The sequence below is a fragment of the Luteimonas sp. Soil_C_16 genome, assembly GCF_057657295.1.
In genome coordinates this window covers 111497-128228 of sequence record NZ_JBDGIS010000003.1, presented here as the reverse complement: position 1 = coordinate 128228, position 16732 = coordinate 111497, and the positions used below count along the sequence as shown (strand labels likewise).

Here is a 16732-nt window from a genome sequence, read left to right as displayed (position 1 = left end):
TGTACGGAGCCCGGCCGCCGGCATTGCATCCGGCGCGCCCTTACAGGGTGCGCTGGACCTCGATGCGCTCGAAGCACTCGATCTGGTCGCCCGGCTTGACGTCGTTGTAGGCCTTGACGCCGATGCCGCACTCGGTGCCGTTGCGCACTTCGTCGACGTTCTCCTTGAAGCGGCGCAGCGATTCCAGCTCGCCCTCGAAGATGACCGTGTTGTCGCGCAGCACGCGGATCGGCTTGTTGCGCTTGACCACACCCTCGATGACCATCGAGCCGGCGACCGCACCGAACTTGGAGCTGCGGAACACGTCGCGCACTTCGGCGGTACCGATGATCTCTTCGCGGATCTCCATGCCCAGGATGCCCGAGGCGACCTGCTTGACCTGGTCGATCACGTCGTAGATCACCGAGAAGTAGCGCAGATCCAGCGCGCTGTTCTCGATCACCTTGCGCGCCGATGCGTCGGCACGGACGTTGAAGCCGATGATCGTGGCCTTCGCCGCGGCCGCCGAGTTGGCGTCCGATTCGGTGATGCCGCCGACGCCGGACACGATGACGTTGATGCGGATCTGTTCGTTGGACAGCGCGACCAGCGACTGCTTGAGCGCTTCGACCGAACCCTGCACGTCCGCCTTGATGACCAGGTTGAGCGACAGCTGCTGCTCGGCCTGGCCCATCTGCGCCATGATGTCTTCCATGCGGTTGCCCGCAGCCTGCACCAGGCGCGTTTCGCGGCGCTTGGTGTCGCGCTGCGAGGCCACGTCCTTGGCCAGACGCTCGTCGGCGACGACGACGAAATCGTCGCCCGCATCCGGCACGCCCGACAGACCCAGCACCTGCACCGGGATCGACGGACCGGCCGTCGGCACCTGGTTGCCGGTTTCGTCGAACAGCGCACGCACGCGGCCGTACTGCACGCCGCAGACGAGGTAATCGCCACGCGACAGCAGGCCGTTCTGCACCAGCACCGTCGCGACCGGGCCGCGGCCCTTGTCGAGCGAGGATTCGATGACCGTACCGCTCGCGCGGCCTTCGGCCACGGCGCGCAGTTCGAGGATTTCGGACTGCAGCGAGATCGCATCGAGCAGATCGTCGACGCCGTCGCCGGTCTTGGCCGACAGCTCCACCATCTGCGTGTCGCCGCCGAAGTCCTCGGCCACGATCTCGTGCTCGAGCAGTTCGTTCTTGACCCGCGACGGATCCGCGCCCGACTTGTCGATCTTGTTGATCGCCACGATCAGCGGCACCTTCGCCGCCTTCGCGTGCTTGATCGCCTCGACCGTCTGCGGCATGACGCCGTCGTCGGCCGCGACCACCAGGATCACGATGTCGGTGAGCTTGGCGCCGCGCGCACGCATCGACGTGAACGCCGCGTGGCCCGGGGTGTCGAGGAAGCTGATGACGCCCTTGTCGGTTTCAACGTGGTACGCGCCGATGTGCTGGGTGATGCCACCCGCTTCGCCCGAGGCGATCTTGGTACGACGGATGTAATCGAGCAGCGAGGTCTTGCCGTGATCGACGTGACCCATGATCGTGACGACCGGCGGACGCGCGACCTGGTCGCCCTGCGCTTCGCCCACGTGTGCGATCAGCTCGCTCTCGGCGTCGTCGGCATCGGCGCGCACCGGAATGTGGCCGAGTTCTTCGACGGCCAGCGCCGCGGTGTCGTGGTCGATCGACTGGGTGATGGTCGCCATGACGCCCATCTTGAACAGCGCCTTGACCACGTCGCCGCCCTTCATCGCGAGCTTCTGCGCGAGATCGGCCACGGTGATCGCATCGCCGATCGCCACTTCGCGCTGCATCGGCGCGGTCGGGCGCTCGAAGCCGTGCGGGCCACCGCCGCTGCGCGACGGGGCACTGCCACGACGCTGCGGACCGCCACGCTGCGGCTTGCCACGCGTGTTGCTGGTGCTGCGACGGGCGCGATCGGAGGCGCTGAGGTGCAACTGGCCGGCGAAGCGCGCGGTCTTGTCGTCGTCCTCGACGCCACTGACCATCGCGTGCGAACCGCGGTTGCCCTTGTGCTTGGCACCGGCGGGCGCGTTGCGGTCGTCGGCGCGCGGCGGCGCCGGCGGCTTGTGGCCGTGACCGTGCGCAGCCGGCGGGCGACGCGTCGCTTCGGCGGCGTCTTCCGGCGGCACGGCGGCAGCGGCGGCTGCGACCTGGCGCAGACGCTCGGCCTCGGCTTCCGCTTCGCGCTTGCGCGCTTCGGCTTCGTCGGCGCGACGCTTGTCGTCCTCGGCCAGGCGCTGCTGCTCGGACAGGTTCTTCGCGCGCGACTCTTCGAGCTTGCGCAGGATCTCGGCGCGCTCGGCGTCCGGATCGACCGCACCACCCGCGTTCGGGCTCAGCGTGACCTTCTTGCGCACGACGACGTCGACCGTCTGGCGGTTCTTGCCGCCACCGACCGTCAGTTCCTGCTTGCGGCTGCGGCTGAGCGTGATCTTCTTCGGCGCAGCGGCTTCCTCGGCCGGGTCTTCACCCTTGCCGTGCGCGCGCTTGAGGAAACCGAGCAGCTTGAGCTTCTCGGCACTGGTCACGCTCTGGTCGGGATCGCTGAACGGCATGCCCGCTTCGGACAGCTGTTCAAGCAGTTTCTCGACCGGCGTGTTCACCAGTGCGGCCAGCTTGCGGATGGTGGTTTGTTGCGACATTCGTGATTCCGGTTCCTTGCGCGCCGCCGCGAAGTGCGGGGCGCAGTGGATTTGTCATTCTACCGCTGCATGGGATTCGTTCCGAACTGGATCGTCATCCGTGGCTGGCGGCCGCGTTCTGCGCCGGTACTGGGCACCGGCGCGGCGCGACCCGTCAGCCTTCCCTTTCCAGGCGCGCGATCTCTTCGGCACGGGCGGCGAGGATCAGCGCGGCGGCGCGGGCCTCGTCGAGGTCCTCGATGCCGAACTCGACCACTTCGTCCGCGCCCAGGTCCGACAGGTCCTCGCTGGTGCGGATGCCGTTGGCGGCCAGCGCATACGCCGTCGCCTCGTCCATGCCTTCGAGCGCGAGCAGATCGTCCGCCGGCGCATTCTCGTCCACGCCCTCTTCGACCGCGAGCGCGTCGTTGAGCAGCGAGTCGCGCGCACGGCCGCGCAGTTCCTCGACGATGTCCTCGTCGAAGCCTTCCACCGCCAGCAGCTCGCCGACCGGCACGTAGGCGATCTCCTCGACCGTGCTGAACCCCTCGGCGACCAGGATGCCGGCGATTTCCTCGTCGACTTCCAGCTTCTCCTGGAACAGGGCGCGCGCCGATGCCTGCTCGGCGTCCGACTTCGCGGTGACCTGGTCCTGGGTCATCACATTGAGCTGCCAGCCCGACAGGCGGCTGGCGAGGCGCACATTCTGGCCGCCCTTGCCGATCGCCTGGGCGAGCTTGTCCTCGGCGACCGCCAGATCCATCGAGTGCTTGTCTTCGTCGACGACGATCGACTGCACTTCGGCCGGGGCCATCGCGTTGATGACGAACTGCGCCGGGTTGTCCGACCACAGCACGATGTCGACGCGCTCGCCGTTCAACTCGTTCGACACCGCCTGCACGCGCGAACCGCGCATGCCGATGCAGGCGCCGATGGGATCGGTGCGGGTGTCGTAGGCCAGCACGGCGATCTTGGCGCGGTCGCCCGGATCACGTGCACAGGCCTTGATCTCGACCAGACCCTGGCCGACTTCCGGCACCTCGAGCTTGAACAGCTCCATCATGAATTCCGGCGCGGCGCGGCTGATGAACAGCTGCGGGCCGCGGGGCTCGCTGCGCACGTCGAACAGGAAACCGCGCACGCGATCGCCGGCGCGCACGACGTCGCGCGGAATCGCCTTGTCCTTGGGAATCAGCGCTTCGGCATTGCCGCCGAGATCGACGTAGACGTTGCCGCGTTCGACGCGCTTGACCACGCCGGTGACCAGCTCGCCCACGCGATCCTTCCACGCATCGACGACCTGCTGGCGCTCGGCTTCGCGCACGCGCTGCACGATGACCTGCTTGGCGGCCTGGGCGGCGATGCGGCCGAAGTCGACGTTCTCGATCTGCTCTTCGATGTAGTCGCCGACCTCGACGCCTTCGGCTTCTTCGATCGCGTCCATCAGACGCAGCTGGCGGTCCGGCGACTCCATGACGACGTCGTCGGCCACCACTTCCCAGCGGCGGAAGGTCTCGTAGCTGCCGTCCTTCGAATCGATCGCGACGCGCGTCAGCACGTCCTGGTCCATGTAGCGCTTCTTGGCGGCAGTCGCCAGCGCGGCTTCGATGGCCTCGAGAATCACGGATTCCGGGACGCCCTTCTCGCTCGCGACCGCGTCGACGACCAGCAACAGTTCCTTGCTCATCTTTTCATTCACTCCGCACCGGTCGACGGATCCGCCGACCGCTTGTTGTCACGTGGTGTGTGGTTGGCCTTGCGGGTCGCGCCGGTGGCGCGGCCGTTGTCCTTCTTGTCCTTCGACGCGGCGAGGCCCAGCGCGGCCCAGTCGGGCACCACGCGGGCCTTCTCGATGTTGTCGGCCTGCACGGTGAACGTGTTGCCGTCGACATCGAACGTCACGGTGTCGCCTTCGACCGCGGTGATGCGACCGGTCAGGCGGCGGCGCCCGTCCTGCGGCAGCTTCAGGCCGACCTTCGCGGTCTCGCCCTGGAACTGCGCGAACTGCGCGACGTTGAACAGCGGACGGTCGATACCGGGCGACGACACCTCGAGGGTGTAGTTGCCGCTGATCGGATCCTCGACGTCGAGCTGCGCCGACACTTCGCGGCTGACCGCCTCACAGTGTTCGATCGTCACGCCCTGGCCGCCCTCGCCTTCCGGATCGGCCTGGCCGACTTCGGCGCTGGCCGGCACGTCGATGTAGATGCGCACGAGCGCGCCACCCGGCGCCGTCAGGTATTCGATGCCCAGCAGTTCGAGCCCGAGGGCCTCGACCGTCGGTGCCAGCAATTGCGTCAGTTGTGTCGCTTTGTCCGCCACTGATCCCTCGTCCGTTGCGTATCCGGTATCGCACGATCGTCGCTGTCGTGAAGCGCACCGCGTTGCCCCGGGCGCCTGCGGTTTTCCGATCGCGGAAAACGACAAAGGGCCCGATGGGCCCCTTGTCCGATACCACTGGATGTCGGCGCCGAAGCGAAGCAGTTGCTTCGGCAAAGCCCAGATTCTTCGCGTCGGATGCACCCGGAGGTGCGCCTTCTTTACTGCGTTGAATGTGGTAGCGGGGGCAGGATTTGAACCTGCGACCTTCGGGTTATGAGCCCGACGAGCTGCCAGACTGCTCCACCCCGCATCAGAAGCGGAATTATGAAGATTTCTCTTCGATAGTGCAAGAAGTTTCGAACGATTCCGCGTCCCTCGAACTTCCCCCCGATCGCTGCGTTCGCAACGACCGGGCGCGCATCTTAACAGACTCAGGCGGCGAATGCCTGCTGGCACCACGCCATCAGCGGACTGAAGAACGGTACGACCACCAGCAGCGCCAGCACGTTCAGCGCGAACACCACGCGCATCGGCGTGCCGGGACGCTGGGCCATCGGCGCGGCCTCGGGGGCGTCGAAGTACATCACCTTGATCACGCGCAGGTAATAGAACGCGCCGATGACGGCGAACACGATGCCGACGATGGCCAGCCACAGCAGATCGCCCTGCAGGGCGCCCTGCAGCACGGCGAGCTTGGCCCAGAAGCCGAGGAACGGCGGCACGCCGGCGAGCGAGGCCATGACGCACAGCACGAGGCCGGCCATCCACGGGCTGCGCTGGTTCAGGCCCTTGTAGTCGTCGATGCGATCGGCTTCGAACCCGTTGCGCGACAGCATGACGATCGCGCCGAACGCGGCCGCCGACATCACCGCGTAGCTGACGACGTAGAACATCGCCGAGGCATAGCCCACTTCCCCGCCACCGGCGAGGCCGAGGAACAGGAAGCCGACGTGCGAGATCGTCGAGTAAGCGAGCATGCGCTTGAGATTGGTCTGCGCCAGCGCGAACAGGTTGCCGACCACCAGCGACAGCGCGGCGAGGATCGACAGCAGGATCTGCGCCTGGTCGTGCATCGGGCCGAGCGCGGTGTCGAGCAGGCGCCAGGCCATGCCGAACGCGGCGATCTTCGGCACCGAGCTGATGAAGGCCACGATCGGCGTCGGCGCACCGTGGTAGGTGTCGGGCAGCCACATGTGGAACGGCGCGGCGCCGAACTTGAACGCGATACCGACGATCAGGAACACCATCCCAGTCAGCATCAGCACGCGGCCGTCGCCCGACAGGTCGCCGATCGCGTCGTTGATCGCGGGCAGCGACAGCGTGCCGGTGGCGCCGTAGATTAGCGACATGCCGAACAGCAGCATGCCCGACGCCAGTGCACCGAGAACGAAGTACTTCATCGCCGCTTCGGACGCGAGCTTGCTGTCGCGGTCGCAGGCGACCAGCGCGTAGGAACACAGCGCCAGCAGCTCCAGACCGACGTAGACCATCGTCAGGTTGTTGGCCGACACCAGCAGCATCATGCCGGCGGTGGTGAACAGGAACAGCACCGGGATCTCGCCCTGGTACAGATCGCGCTCGCGCAGCCATGTCCAGGCGTAGCCCAGCGCCGCGGCGCCGACCACGAGACCGGCGACCTTGAGCACGTCGGCGCCGCCATCACGCACGAACATGTCGGCGAGGATGCTGCCGTGGCCACCGACGCCGAACACGATCAGCGCGGCGGCGGCGAGCATCGTCGCGACGGCCAGCACGTGGGTGATGATCCGGCGGCGCGGGTCGATGAACAGGTCGAGCATCAGCAGGGCGAACGCACCCAGCACGATCACGAGCTCGGGCACGATCGGGCCCAGCTCGGCCAGCGTGCGGATGGGAGGCGTCATCGGGGCAGAAATCATCGCAACGGTGTCCTTAAAGCTTGCTTGCGGCGATCAGGTTCGCCAGTTGCGCGATGGACGGCTCCATCAGGTCGGTCAGCGGCTTGGGATACACGCCGATCAGCAGCGTGCCGGCCGCGAACACGCCGAGCACCAGCGCTTCGCGGGCGTTGATGTCCTTGAGCGCCGCGACGTGCGCATTCGACACTTCGCCGTAGAGCACGCGCTTGACCAGCCACAGGGTGTAGGCCGCACCGATGATCAGCGTCATCGCCGCGAAGAACGCGATCAGCGGATGGCTCTGGAACGCGGCCAGGATGACCATGAACTCGCCGACGAAGCCCGAAGTGCCCGGCAGGCCGGAGTTGGCCATCGCGAACAGCACGTAGAACGCGGCGAACCACGGCATCACGTTGGCGACGCCGCCGTAATCCTTGATGTTCCGGGTGTGCATGCGGTCGTAGAGGATGCCGATGCAGGAGAACATCGCGCCGGAGATGAAGCCGTGCGAGACCATCTGCACCATCGCGCCCTGCAGGCCGAGACGCGCGGCGTCCGAGCCACCCTGCACGTCGCGCATCAGCGCGAACGCGATGAACACACCCAGCGTCACGAAGCCCATGTGCGACACGGACGAATACGCGACCAGCTTCTTCATGTCCTGCTGGACCAGCGCCACCAGACCCACGTAGACGATCGCGATCAGCGACAGGCCGATGACGAGCCACGCCCATTCGTGGCCGGCGTCCGGCGTGATCGGCAGGTTGAAGCGCAGGAAGCCGTAGCCGCCGATCTTCAGCATGATCGCCGCCAGGATCACCGAGCCGCCGGTCGGCGCCTCGACGTGCGCGTCCGGCAACCAGGTGTGCACCGGGAACATCGGCACCTTCACCGCGAACGCGGCGAGGAACGCGAAGAAGATCCACATCTGCTCCGTCGACGACAGGCGCAGTGCGTACAGATCGGGCAGCTGCCAGCTGCCGGCCTGGAGGTACAGGTAGATCAGCGCGACCAGCATGAAGACCGAGCCGAGGAACGTGTACAGGAAGAACTTCACCGACGCGTACACGCGGTTCGCGCCGCCCCAGACACCGATGATGATGAACATCGGGATCAGCATGGCTTCGAAGAACACGTAGAACAGCATCGCGTCCACGGCTGCGAACACGCCGACCATCATGCCTTCGAGGATCAGCATCGCCGCGAAGTACTGCGAGACACGCTTGGTCACCGAGCCCCAGGCGCCGATCAGCACCAGCGCGGTGGTCAGCGTGGTCAGGATGATCAGCGCGACCGAGATGCCGTCGGCGCCGAGGTGGTACTCGATGTCGAGCGACGGGATCCACTCGCGCCGCTCGAGGAACTGCAGACCCGCGTTGGCGTAGTCGAAGCCGGTGAACAGCGGAATGCTGAGAACGAAGACGAGCAGCGCGAACGCCAGCGATACCCAGCGCGCCGCGTCGGGGCGGCGTTCGCCCAGAGCGAGCACGCACGCACCGCCGAGGATCGGCAGCCAGATCAGGAGACTGAGAAGAGGCCAGTTCGACACGTATCGTATTCCGTCAGCGCCAGTACTTGATGAGGATGGCCAGAAGCACGATCAGGCCGACGATCATCGCGAATGCGTAGTGGTAGAGAGCGCCGGACTGCAGCCGGCGGACGACGCCCGAGACCAGGCCGACGACGCGCGCCGGACCGTTGACGAAGACGCCGTCGATCACCTTGGTGTCGAACACCCGCGACAGCTTGCCCAGCCCGACACCGCCACCGGCGAAACCGCCGATCCACAGGTCGTCCATGCCGTACTTGTTCTCGAGCACGCGGATGGGCAGGCGGAACACGTGCGCGGCCTTCGCCGCCAGCTCGGGCTTCCACCAGTACATGACGGTCGCCAGCACGAAGCCCGCGACGACCAGCCAGAACGCCGGCGCCATGAAGCCGTGCAGCGCGAACCCAGCGGGGCCGTGCCACAGCTCTTCCTTCAGCGCGGCCAGCACGTCGTTCGACGCCAGCACGTGGATCACGCCGTCGAAGAACCCGCGCACCTCGTGATGGCCGGTCCAGTCGGTGCCGAACAGCATCGGACCCGCGGTGAAGTAACCGATCAGGATCGACGGGATGGCCAGCAGGATCAGCGGCAGCGTCACCACCCACGGCGACTCGTGCGGCTCGTGCGGACCGTGGTGACCATGGTCGTCGTGCGCGTGGTCGGCGTGACCGGTCGCGGCGACCGCATGGCCGTGGCCGTCGTCGTGCAGCGGCTCGTGATGCGTTTCGTGCCCGTGCGCGTCGTGCGTGGCGTGGGCGTCGGACGCATGCGCGTCGCGGAAACGCTCCTTGCCGAAGTACGTCATGTACAGCAGGCGGAAGCTGTAGAACGAGGTCACGAACGCACCCAGCAGCACCGACCAGTACGCGTACTGGAACACCCAGCCGCCACCGTCGCTGGCGTGCTTGGCCGCCTCGATGATCGTGTCCTTGGAGTAGAAGCCGCTGAAGAACGGCGTGCCCACCAGGGCCAGCGTGCCGATGACGCTGGTCCAGAACGTGATCGGCATGTACTTGCGCAGGCCGCCCATCTTGCGCATGTCCTGCTCGTGGTGCATGCCGATGATCACCGAGCCCGCCGCCAGGAACAGCAGCGCCTTGAAGAATGCATGCGTCATCAGGTGGAACACCGCGGCCGAGTACGCCGACACGCCGAGCGCGACGGTCATGTAGCCCAGCTGCGACAGCGTCGAATACGCGACGACGCGCTTGATGTCGTTCTGCACGATGCCGATCAGGCCGGTGAAGAAGGCCGTGGTCGCACCGATGAAGAGGATGAACTGCAGCGCGGTTTCCGACAGCTCGAACAGCGGCGACATGCGCGCCACCATGAAGATGCCGGCGGTGACCATGGTCGCGGCGTGGATCAGCGCCGAGATCGGGGTCGGGCCTTCCATCGAGTCGGGCAGCCACACGTGCAACGGCACCTGGGCCGATTTGCCCATCGCGCCGATGAAGAGACAGATGCAGACCAGAGTCGCGACCGACCACTCGAAACCGGTGATCACTTCGATCGTCTGGCCGCCGCCGATCGTGGTGTCAGCCGCAGCGAAAACGGTCGCGTAATCCAGGCTGCCGAACCAGTACAGCACGCCGGCGATACCGAGCAGGAAGCCGAAGTCGCCGACGCGGTTGACCAGGAACGCCTTCATGTTGGCGAACACCGCGGTCGGCTTCTTGAACCAGAACCCGATCAGCAGGTACGACACCAGGCCCACCGCTTCCCAGCCGAAGAACAGCTGCAGGAAGTTGTTGCCCATCACCAGCATCAGCATCGAGAAGGTGAACAGCGAGATATAGCTGAAGAAGCGCTGGTAGCCCGGATCCTCGGACATGTAGCCGATGGTGTAGACGTGCACCAGCAGCGACACGAAGGTCACCACGACCATCATCATCGCGGTGAGGTTGTCGATCAGGAAGCCGACGTGCGCGGAATAGTTGCCGACCTCGAAGAACGTGTAGACGTTCTCGTTGAAGGTCGGCGCGCCCTGCATCAGCTGCCACAGCGTGTAGATCGACAGCGCGCAGCTGATCGCGACGCCGGCGATGGTCACCGTGTGCGCACCGGTGCGGCCGACCTGGCGGCCGAACAGGCCCGCGATGATCGAGCCCAGCAGCGGCGCGAGCACGATCGCGACCAGCGTGGTCTGGGAAATCATGATCTCGGAAACAGCGTTCTCCATGCCCGGATCAGCCCTTCAACGTGTCGAGTTCGGCGACATTGATCGTGCGCCGGTTGCGGAACAGCGTGACCAGGATCGCGAGACCGATCGCGGCCTCGGCCGCAGCCACGGTGAGAATGAAGAACACGAAGATCTGCCCGGCCGCGTCGCCGAACTCGCGCGAGAACGCGATGAAGTTGATGTTGACCGCGAGCAGCATCAGCTCGATCGACATCAGCAGGATGATCACGTTCTTCCGGTTGAGGAAGATGCCGGCGACGGAGATGCAGAACAGCACCGCGCCCAGCGAGAGGTAATGGCCCAGCGCGAGGCCGGTTCCGAACAGCTCGGTCATTTCGCTTCTCCCTCGCCTTGGCCCGGTGTGGGCTCGACGACCGGACGCACCGCGTCCATCTTGACCACGCGCATGCGATCCGACGCCCGCACGCGGGCCTGCTCGCCCGGGTTCTGGTGTTTGGTGCCGGGACGGCGGCGCAGGGTGAGCATCACCGCGGCGATGACCGCGACGGTCAGGATGACCGCGGCGACTTCGAACGGCAGCAGGAAGTCGGTGAACAGCCGGCGTGCGATCCACACCGTGTTCGACACGCCCGCCTCGTCGACCGCATCGACGGCGAACGGCGCCATCTTCGCGCGCACGCCGATCAGGGTGACGATCTCGACCAGCATCACCACCGCGACGATCAGGCCGACCGGCAGATAGCGCACGTAGCCTTCGCGCATCGGCGCGACGTCCACGTCGAGCATCATCACCACGAACAGGAACAGCACCATCACCGCGCCGACGTAGACCAGCACCAGCGCGAGGCCGAGGAACTCGGCGCCGACCAGCAGCCAGGTGCAGGCGGTGGAGAAGAACGTCAGCACCAGGAACAGCGCCGCGTGCACCGGGTTGCGGGCACTGATCACCGCCACCGCGGACATCACGGTGATCGCGGCGAAGACGAGGAATGCAATCAGGTCGAAATTCATGACTTACCTGTACGCGGAGTCGGCGGCGCGACGTTCTGCGATCTCGCTCTCGAGACGGTCGCCGATCGCCAGCAGCTGCGGCTTGGTCACGATGTTCTCGCCGCGGTTCTCGAAGTGGTACTCGTGCAGATGGGTCTCGACGATCGAGTCCACCGGGCACGATTCCTCGCAGAAGCCGCAGTAGATGCACTTGAACAGATCGATGTCGTAGCGCGTGGTGCGGCGGGTGCCGTCCTCGCGCTGCTCGGAATCGATCGTGATCGCCAGCGCGGGGCAGACGGCCTCGCACAGCTTGCACGCGATGCAGCGCTCCTCGCCGTTGGGATACCGACGCAGCGCGTGCAGCCCGCGGAAACGCGGCGACTGCGGGGTCTTCTCCATCGGGTACATCAGCGTGTACTTGTCGCGGAACAGATACCGGAAGGTCAGTGCCATGCCGCCGAGCAACTCGAGCAGCAACAGGCCCTTGAACCATGCAACGAACTTGGCCATTACTGCCCTGCCTCGAAGATTCCGAAGTACGCCATCAGCGCGGTGACCACGATCCAGCCGATGCTGATCGGAATGAAGACCTTCCAGCCCAGCCGCATGATCTGGTCGTAGCGGTAGCGCGGGAACGAGGCGCGGAACCAGATGAAGCAGCTGGCGAAGAAGAACACCTTCGCGAACAGCCACCACCAGCCGTCGACCGACAGCAGCGGAATGCCCAGGCCCTGGAACGGGGACAGCCAGCCGCCGAGGAAGAAGATCGCGACCAGGAAGCTGATCAGGATCATGTTCGCGTATTCGGCGAGGAAGAACAGCGCGAACGCCGACCCCGAATACTCGACCATGTGACCGGCGACGATTTCCGACTCGCCTTCGACGACATCGAACGGCGCGCGGTTGGTCTCGGCCACGCCGGAGATGAAGTAGATGACGAACAGCGGCAGCATCGGCAGCCAGAACCAGTCGAACAGGCCCTTGCCGCCGGCTTGCGCCATGACGATCTCGGACAGGTTCAAGCTGCCCGCGCCGACCATCACGCCGACGAGCGCGAAGCCCATCGCGATCTCGTAGCTGATCATCTGCGCCGAGGCGCGCATCGCACCGAGGAACGCGTACTTCGAGTTGGAGGCCCAGCCGGCGAGGATGATGCCGTAGATGCCCAAGCTCGTCATCGCCAGCAGATACAGCAGACCGGCGTTGGCGTTCGACAGCACCAGCTGCGCATCGAACGGCACCACGGCCCAGGCCGCGAACGCCGGCGCGAGCGTGATCAGCGGCGCCAGCACGAACAGCACGCGCTGCGCGTTGGTCGGCTGGATGACTTCCTTGAACAGCAGTTTGAAGACGTCGGCGAAGGCCTGGAAGATGCCCATGCCCACGTACATCGGACCATGGCGCTGATGCATCCAGCCCAGCAGCTTGCGCTCCCAGACCACGTAGAACGCGACGGCGATGATCACCGGCATCGCGATCAACAGGATCTTGAGCACGATCCACAGGATCAGCCCGATCGCGCCCAGCGACATCAGCCAGTCGTACAGCGGCGCCGACAGATCGCCCAGCAGCGATGCGGTGTTGGTCACGCCGGTTTGGGTCGCACTCATGCCGCCACCACCTTGACCTTGCCGGCCGACAGCGCCGCCGTGGCGCCATAGCCCGATTCCACCCACGCCGCGCCCGGTGCGACGCGATCGTCGATCGCCACCTGCAGCGTCGCGGTGCCGACCGCATTCGAAACCTTGGCCATGCCGCCGTCGGCGACCTGGCTTGCGGCCGCGTCGTCGGGATGCAGCACGATGCGCGGGCCGACGGTCAACGGATGCGACTGCAGCGCGGCAGCGCGACGGGTCAGACCGTCGACGCGGTAGATCGCCTGGCTGACGGCCAGTTCGAAGCCGTCACCGTCGACGACCGGCGCCGCGGATGCAGCCACCGAGACCGCCTTGCCCTGCAGGCCCGCACGCAGACCGGCGAGATCGGTGAACTCGAAGCCCGGCGCTTCGAGCGCGCCACCGAGGGCGCGCAGCACGCGCCAGCCGGCACGTGCGTCGCCCGGCAGCTTGCCGGCCGAGGTGGCCTGCTGGTCGCGGCCTTCGAGATTGGTCAGCGTTGCGTCGATTTCGGCGAGCGCGCCGATCGGCAGGATCACGTCGGCGACGCTGCGCGTTGACTGGCAGGCAAAGTGGCTGAAGGACACGACCTGCGCCGCGCCCAGTGCCTGCAAGGCCTGCGCCTGGTCGGCGAAGTCCAGACCCGGCTCGATGCCGTAGATGACGTACGCGCCGCGGCGCTCGGCCAGCATCGCGTTCGCATCGCGCGAGGTCGGCAGCACGCCGGCACGCGACAGACCCAGCGCGTTGGCGCCGTGCGGAATGCGGCACAGCGACGCGCCGGTCTCCACGGCGAGCGCAGCCGCGGCCTTGCGGATATCGGCCGCGTGCGCGCTGGCTTCCGCCTGCGCACCGACGATGATCGCCGCATGCTTCGCGCCGCTCAGTGCGTCGCCGAGTTCGGCAACCTGCAGCGTTTCGGCGATCTTCGACGGCGCCACGATGGCCTTGTCCTCGATGTCGAAGGTGAACTCGAAATCGACCGGATTGACCACGTACACCTTGGCGCCGCGCTTCCACGCCTGGCGCACGCGGTGATGCAGCAGCGGCACTTCATGGCGCAGATTGCTGCCGACCAGCAGCACGACATCGGCCTGCTCGAGTTCGGCGACCGGCATCGCGAAGGCTTCCGCAACGGCGCCATCGGACAGGTCACGCTGGGCGATGCGGTGATCGAGGTTGCCGGTGCCCAGGGCCTCGGCCAGACGTGCCAGCAGCGCGCCTTCCTCGTTAGAGGTCGACGGATGCACCAGCACGCCGAGCTCGTCGGCCGCGTTCTCACGCAGGATCGTCATCGCGCGCTCGAGCGCCTCGTCCCACGAGGCCTCGCGCCACTCGCCCCCGTCCTTGACCAGCGGATGCACCGCGCGGTCATCGGCCGTCAGGCCCTGGTGCGAGTAACGGTCGCGATCGGAGATCCAGCACTCGTTGACCGCTTCGTTGTCGCGCGGCACGGTGCGCATCACGTCGCCGCGGCGCAGGTGATGGAACAGGTTGCTGCCCAGCGCGTCGTGACCGCCGAGCGATTCGCGCGCGATCAGTTCCCAAGGACGCGCACGGAAACGGAACACCTTGTTGGTCAGCGCGCCGACCGGGCACACGTCGATGACGTTGCCCGAGAGTTCGGTCGTCAGCGGCTTGCCGTCGTAGGTGCCGATCTGCAGGTTCTCGCCGCGCTGCATGCCACCCAGCTCGTAGGTGCCGGCGATCTCGGCGGTGAAGCGCACGCAGCGCGTGCACTGGATGCAGCGGGTCATCTCGGTCGCGACCAGCGGACCGAGGTCCTCGTCGGCGACGACGCGCTTGCGCTCGGCGAAGCGGCTCACCGAACGGCCGTAACCGAGCGACAGATCCTGCAGTTCGCACTCGCCGCCCTGATCGCAGATCGGGCAGTCGAGCGGATGGTTGATCAGCAGGAACTCCATCACGTTGCGCTGGGCTTTGAGCGCCTTCTCGTTGCGCGTGAAGACCTTCAGGCCGTCCATCACCGGCGTGGCGCAGGCCGGGGACGGCTTGGGCGCACCGCGGCCGCCGACTTCGGTGTCGACCAGGCACATGCGGCAGTTCGCGGCGATCTCGAGCTTGTCGTGATAGCAGAAACGCGGGATCGGAATGCCGGCCTTGTCGGCGGCATGGATGATCATCGAGCCCTTGGGCGCGGCCAGTTCGACGCCGTCGATGAAGACGGTGACGTGGTCGGGCGGCAGGTTCGGATTCACGGGTTGCGCGCTCATGCGGCGACCGCCTTGGGCACCACGGTGCCGTTGCGCTGGTCGTCGACGAGGAAGCGCTTGTTCACGATCGCGTACTCGAATTCGTCCCAGAAATGGCGCAGGAAGCCCTGCACCGGCCATGCGGCCGCTTCACCGAACGCGCAGATGGTGTGTCCCTCGATCTGGCCGGCCGCGGCCCGCAGCATCTGCAGGTCTTCGACCGTCGCCGTGTGGTCGGCGATGCGGCACAGCATGCGGTACATCCAGCCGGTGCCTTCGCGGCACGGCGTGCACTGGCCGCAGCTCTCCTTGTAGTAGAAGCGCGCGATGCGTCGGCACGCGCGCACCATGCAAGTCGTGTCGTCCATGACGATGACCGCGCCCGAGCCGAGGCCGGAACCGGCCTTCTGCAGCGCGTCGTAATCCATCGTCAGGCCCATCATCGTCTCGCCCGGCAGCACCGGCATCGACGAACCACCCGGAATTACGCCCTTGATCGTGCGGCCTTCGCGCATGCCGCCGCACAGCGCCAGCAGATCGGCGAACGAGGTGCCCAGACGGATCTCGTGGTTGCCCGGCTTGGCCACATGGCCGGAGACCGAGAAGATCTTGCAGCCGCCGTTGTTGGGCTTGCCCAGATCCATGAACCACTGCGCGCCGTTGCGCACGATCGCGGGCACCGAGGCGTAGGTCTCGGTGTTGTTGATCGTCGTCGGCTTGCCGTACAGACCGAAATTGGCCGGGAACGGCGGCTTGAAGCGCGGCTGTCCCTTCTTGCCTTCCAGCGATTCCATCAGCGCGGTTTCTTCGCCGCAGATGTAGGCGCCCGCGCCGAGCGCGTTGTAGATGTCGACATCGATACCCGAGCCGAGCAGGTTCTTGCCCAGCCAGCCGTTGGCGTAGGCCTCGGCGGTGGCTTCTTCCAGATGCTCGAAGGGCTCGTGATGGAACTCGCCGCGCAGGTAATTGTAGGCCACCGTCGAGCCGGTCGCGTAGCACGCGATCGCCATGCCCTCGATGACCGAGTGCGGGTTGTAACGCAGGATGTCGCGGTCTTTCGCAGTGCCCGGCTCGGATTCGTCCGAATTGCAGAGGATGTACTTCTGCATCTCGCCCTTGGGCATGAAGCTCCACTTCAGACCGGTCGGAAAGCCCGCGCCGCCACGGCCGCGCAGGCCCGACTGCTTGACCATCTCGATCACGTCGGCCGGCGGAATCTTCTCTTCGAGAATCTTGCGCAGCGCGCTGTAACCACCCGTCTTGAGGTAGTTCTCGTAGGACCACGGCTTGTCGAAATGCAGCGTGGTGTAGACCGCCTGGTGTTCCTGCGGCGCAGGCCCGACGGGCCCGTAACCTTCGGAAGACTTGGGATGGTGATGTGCCATGT

The 16732-nt window shown here is 66.3% G+C and carries 12 protein-coding genes and 1 tRNA gene; all 13 read right to left on the bottom strand.

Going from position 1 to position 16732, the window contains the following annotated elements:
- Positions 1-40: 40 nt before the first annotated feature.
- Positions 41-2653, bottom strand: a complete 2613-nt coding sequence (infB, locus tag AC3A5T_RS06955; protein WP_487627955.1) for a translation initiation factor IF-2 — start codon at positions 2651-2653, stop codon at positions 41-43.
- 154 nt (positions 2654-2807) lie between these two features.
- Positions 2808-4319, bottom strand: coding sequence for a transcription termination factor NusA (gene nusA, locus AC3A5T_RS06950; RefSeq protein ID WP_332078698.1), 1512 nt, complete (start codon positions 4317-4319; stop codon positions 2808-2810).
- Positions 4320-4327: 8 nt separating this feature from the next.
- Complete coding sequence (locus tag AC3A5T_RS06945; RefSeq protein ID WP_487627954.1) at positions 4328-4924, bottom strand: ribosome maturation factor RimP; 597 nt, start codon at positions 4922-4924, stop codon at positions 4328-4330.
- 263 nt (positions 4925-5187) lie between these two features.
- Positions 5188-5264, bottom strand: a tRNA-Met gene (locus AC3A5T_RS06940).
- 121 nt (positions 5265-5385) lie between these two features.
- Positions 5386-6849, bottom strand: a complete 1464-nt coding sequence (gene nuoN, locus AC3A5T_RS06935) for an NADH-quinone oxidoreductase subunit NuoN (RefSeq protein WP_487628190.1) — start codon at positions 6847-6849, stop codon at positions 5386-5388.
- 16 nt (positions 6850-6865) lie between these two features.
- Complete coding sequence (locus AC3A5T_RS06930; protein WP_487627953.1) at positions 6866-8380, bottom strand: NADH-quinone oxidoreductase subunit M; 1515 nt, start codon at positions 8378-8380, stop codon at positions 6866-6868.
- Positions 8381-8393: 13 nt separating this feature from the next.
- A complete protein-coding gene (nuoL, locus tag AC3A5T_RS06925; protein WP_487627952.1) occupies positions 8394-10538 on the bottom strand; it encodes an NADH-quinone oxidoreductase subunit L in 2145 nt (714 codons plus the stop codon).
- Between the two features lie 31 nt (positions 10539-10569).
- Entirely contained in the window at positions 10570-10896 is a 327-nt protein-coding gene (gene nuoK / locus AC3A5T_RS06920) for an NADH-quinone oxidoreductase subunit NuoK (RefSeq protein WP_055247260.1), read from the bottom strand.
- Positions 10893-11534 carry an NADH-quinone oxidoreductase subunit J gene (locus AC3A5T_RS06915; protein ID WP_487627951.1) on the bottom strand — a complete coding sequence of 214 codons (642 nt, stop codon included), beginning with the start codon at positions 11532-11534 and terminating at the stop codon, positions 10893-10895. The genes nuoK and AC3A5T_RS06915 overlap by 4 nt, the downstream gene beginning before the upstream one ends.
- Positions 11535-11537: 3 nt before the next feature.
- A complete protein-coding gene (gene nuoI / locus AC3A5T_RS06910; RefSeq protein ID WP_487627950.1) occupies positions 11538-12026 on the bottom strand; it encodes an NADH-quinone oxidoreductase subunit NuoI in 489 nt (162 codons plus the stop codon).
- A complete protein-coding gene (nuoH, locus tag AC3A5T_RS06905; protein WP_332078692.1) occupies positions 12026-13126 on the bottom strand; it encodes an NADH-quinone oxidoreductase subunit NuoH in 1101 nt (366 codons plus the stop codon). Before nuoH ends, nuoI begins: the two co-directional genes overlap by 1 nt.
- The gene (gene nuoG / locus AC3A5T_RS06900) at positions 13123-15366 is read right to left on the bottom strand and encodes an NADH-quinone oxidoreductase subunit NuoG (RefSeq protein WP_487627949.1); all 2244 of its coding nucleotides are present in this window, start codon (positions 15364-15366) and stop codon (positions 13123-13125) included. The genes nuoH and nuoG overlap by 4 nt, the downstream gene beginning before the upstream one ends.
- On the bottom strand, positions 15363-16730 hold the full coding sequence (nuoF, locus tag AC3A5T_RS06895) for an NADH-quinone oxidoreductase subunit NuoF (RefSeq protein WP_465073739.1): 1368 nt from the start codon (positions 16728-16730) through the stop codon (positions 15363-15365). Before nuoF ends, nuoG begins: the two co-directional genes overlap by 4 nt.
- Positions 16731-16732 lie beyond the last annotated feature (2 nt).

Excerpts from the sequence above, each read along its gene's own strand:
- nuoH (WP_332078692.1), bottom strand. The coding sequence starts at position 13,126 with ATGAGTGCGACCCAAACCGGCGTGACCAACACCGCATCGCTGCTGGGC.
- nuoG (WP_487627949.1), bottom strand. The coding sequence starts at position 15,366 with ATGAGCGCGCAACCCGTGAATCCGAACCTGCCGCCCGACCACGTCACC.
- nuoL (WP_487627952.1), bottom strand. The coding sequence starts at position 10,538 with ATGATTTCCCAGACCACGCTGGTCGCGATCGTGCTCGCGCCGCTGCTG.
- nuoI (WP_487627950.1), bottom strand. The coding sequence starts at position 12,026 with ATGGCCAAGTTCGTTGCATGGTTCAAGGGCCTGTTGCTGCTCGAGTTG.
- nuoF (WP_465073739.1), bottom strand. The coding sequence starts at position 16,730 with ATGGCACATCACCATCCCAAGTCTTCCGAAGGTTACGGGCCCGTCGGG.
- nuoK (WP_055247260.1), bottom strand. The coding sequence starts at position 10,896 with ATGACCGAGCTGTTCGGAACCGGCCTCGCGCTGGGCCATTACCTCTCG.
- AC3A5T_RS06915 (WP_487627951.1), bottom strand. The coding sequence starts at position 11,534 with ATGAATTTCGACCTGATTGCATTCCTCGTCTTCGCCGCGATCACCGTG.
- infB (WP_487627955.1), bottom strand. The coding sequence starts at position 2,653 with ATGTCGCAACAAACCACCATCCGCAAGCTGGCCGCACTGGTGAACACG.
- nusA (WP_332078698.1), bottom strand. The coding sequence starts at position 4,319 with ATGAGCAAGGAACTGTTGCTGGTCGTCGACGCGGTCGCGAGCGAGAAG.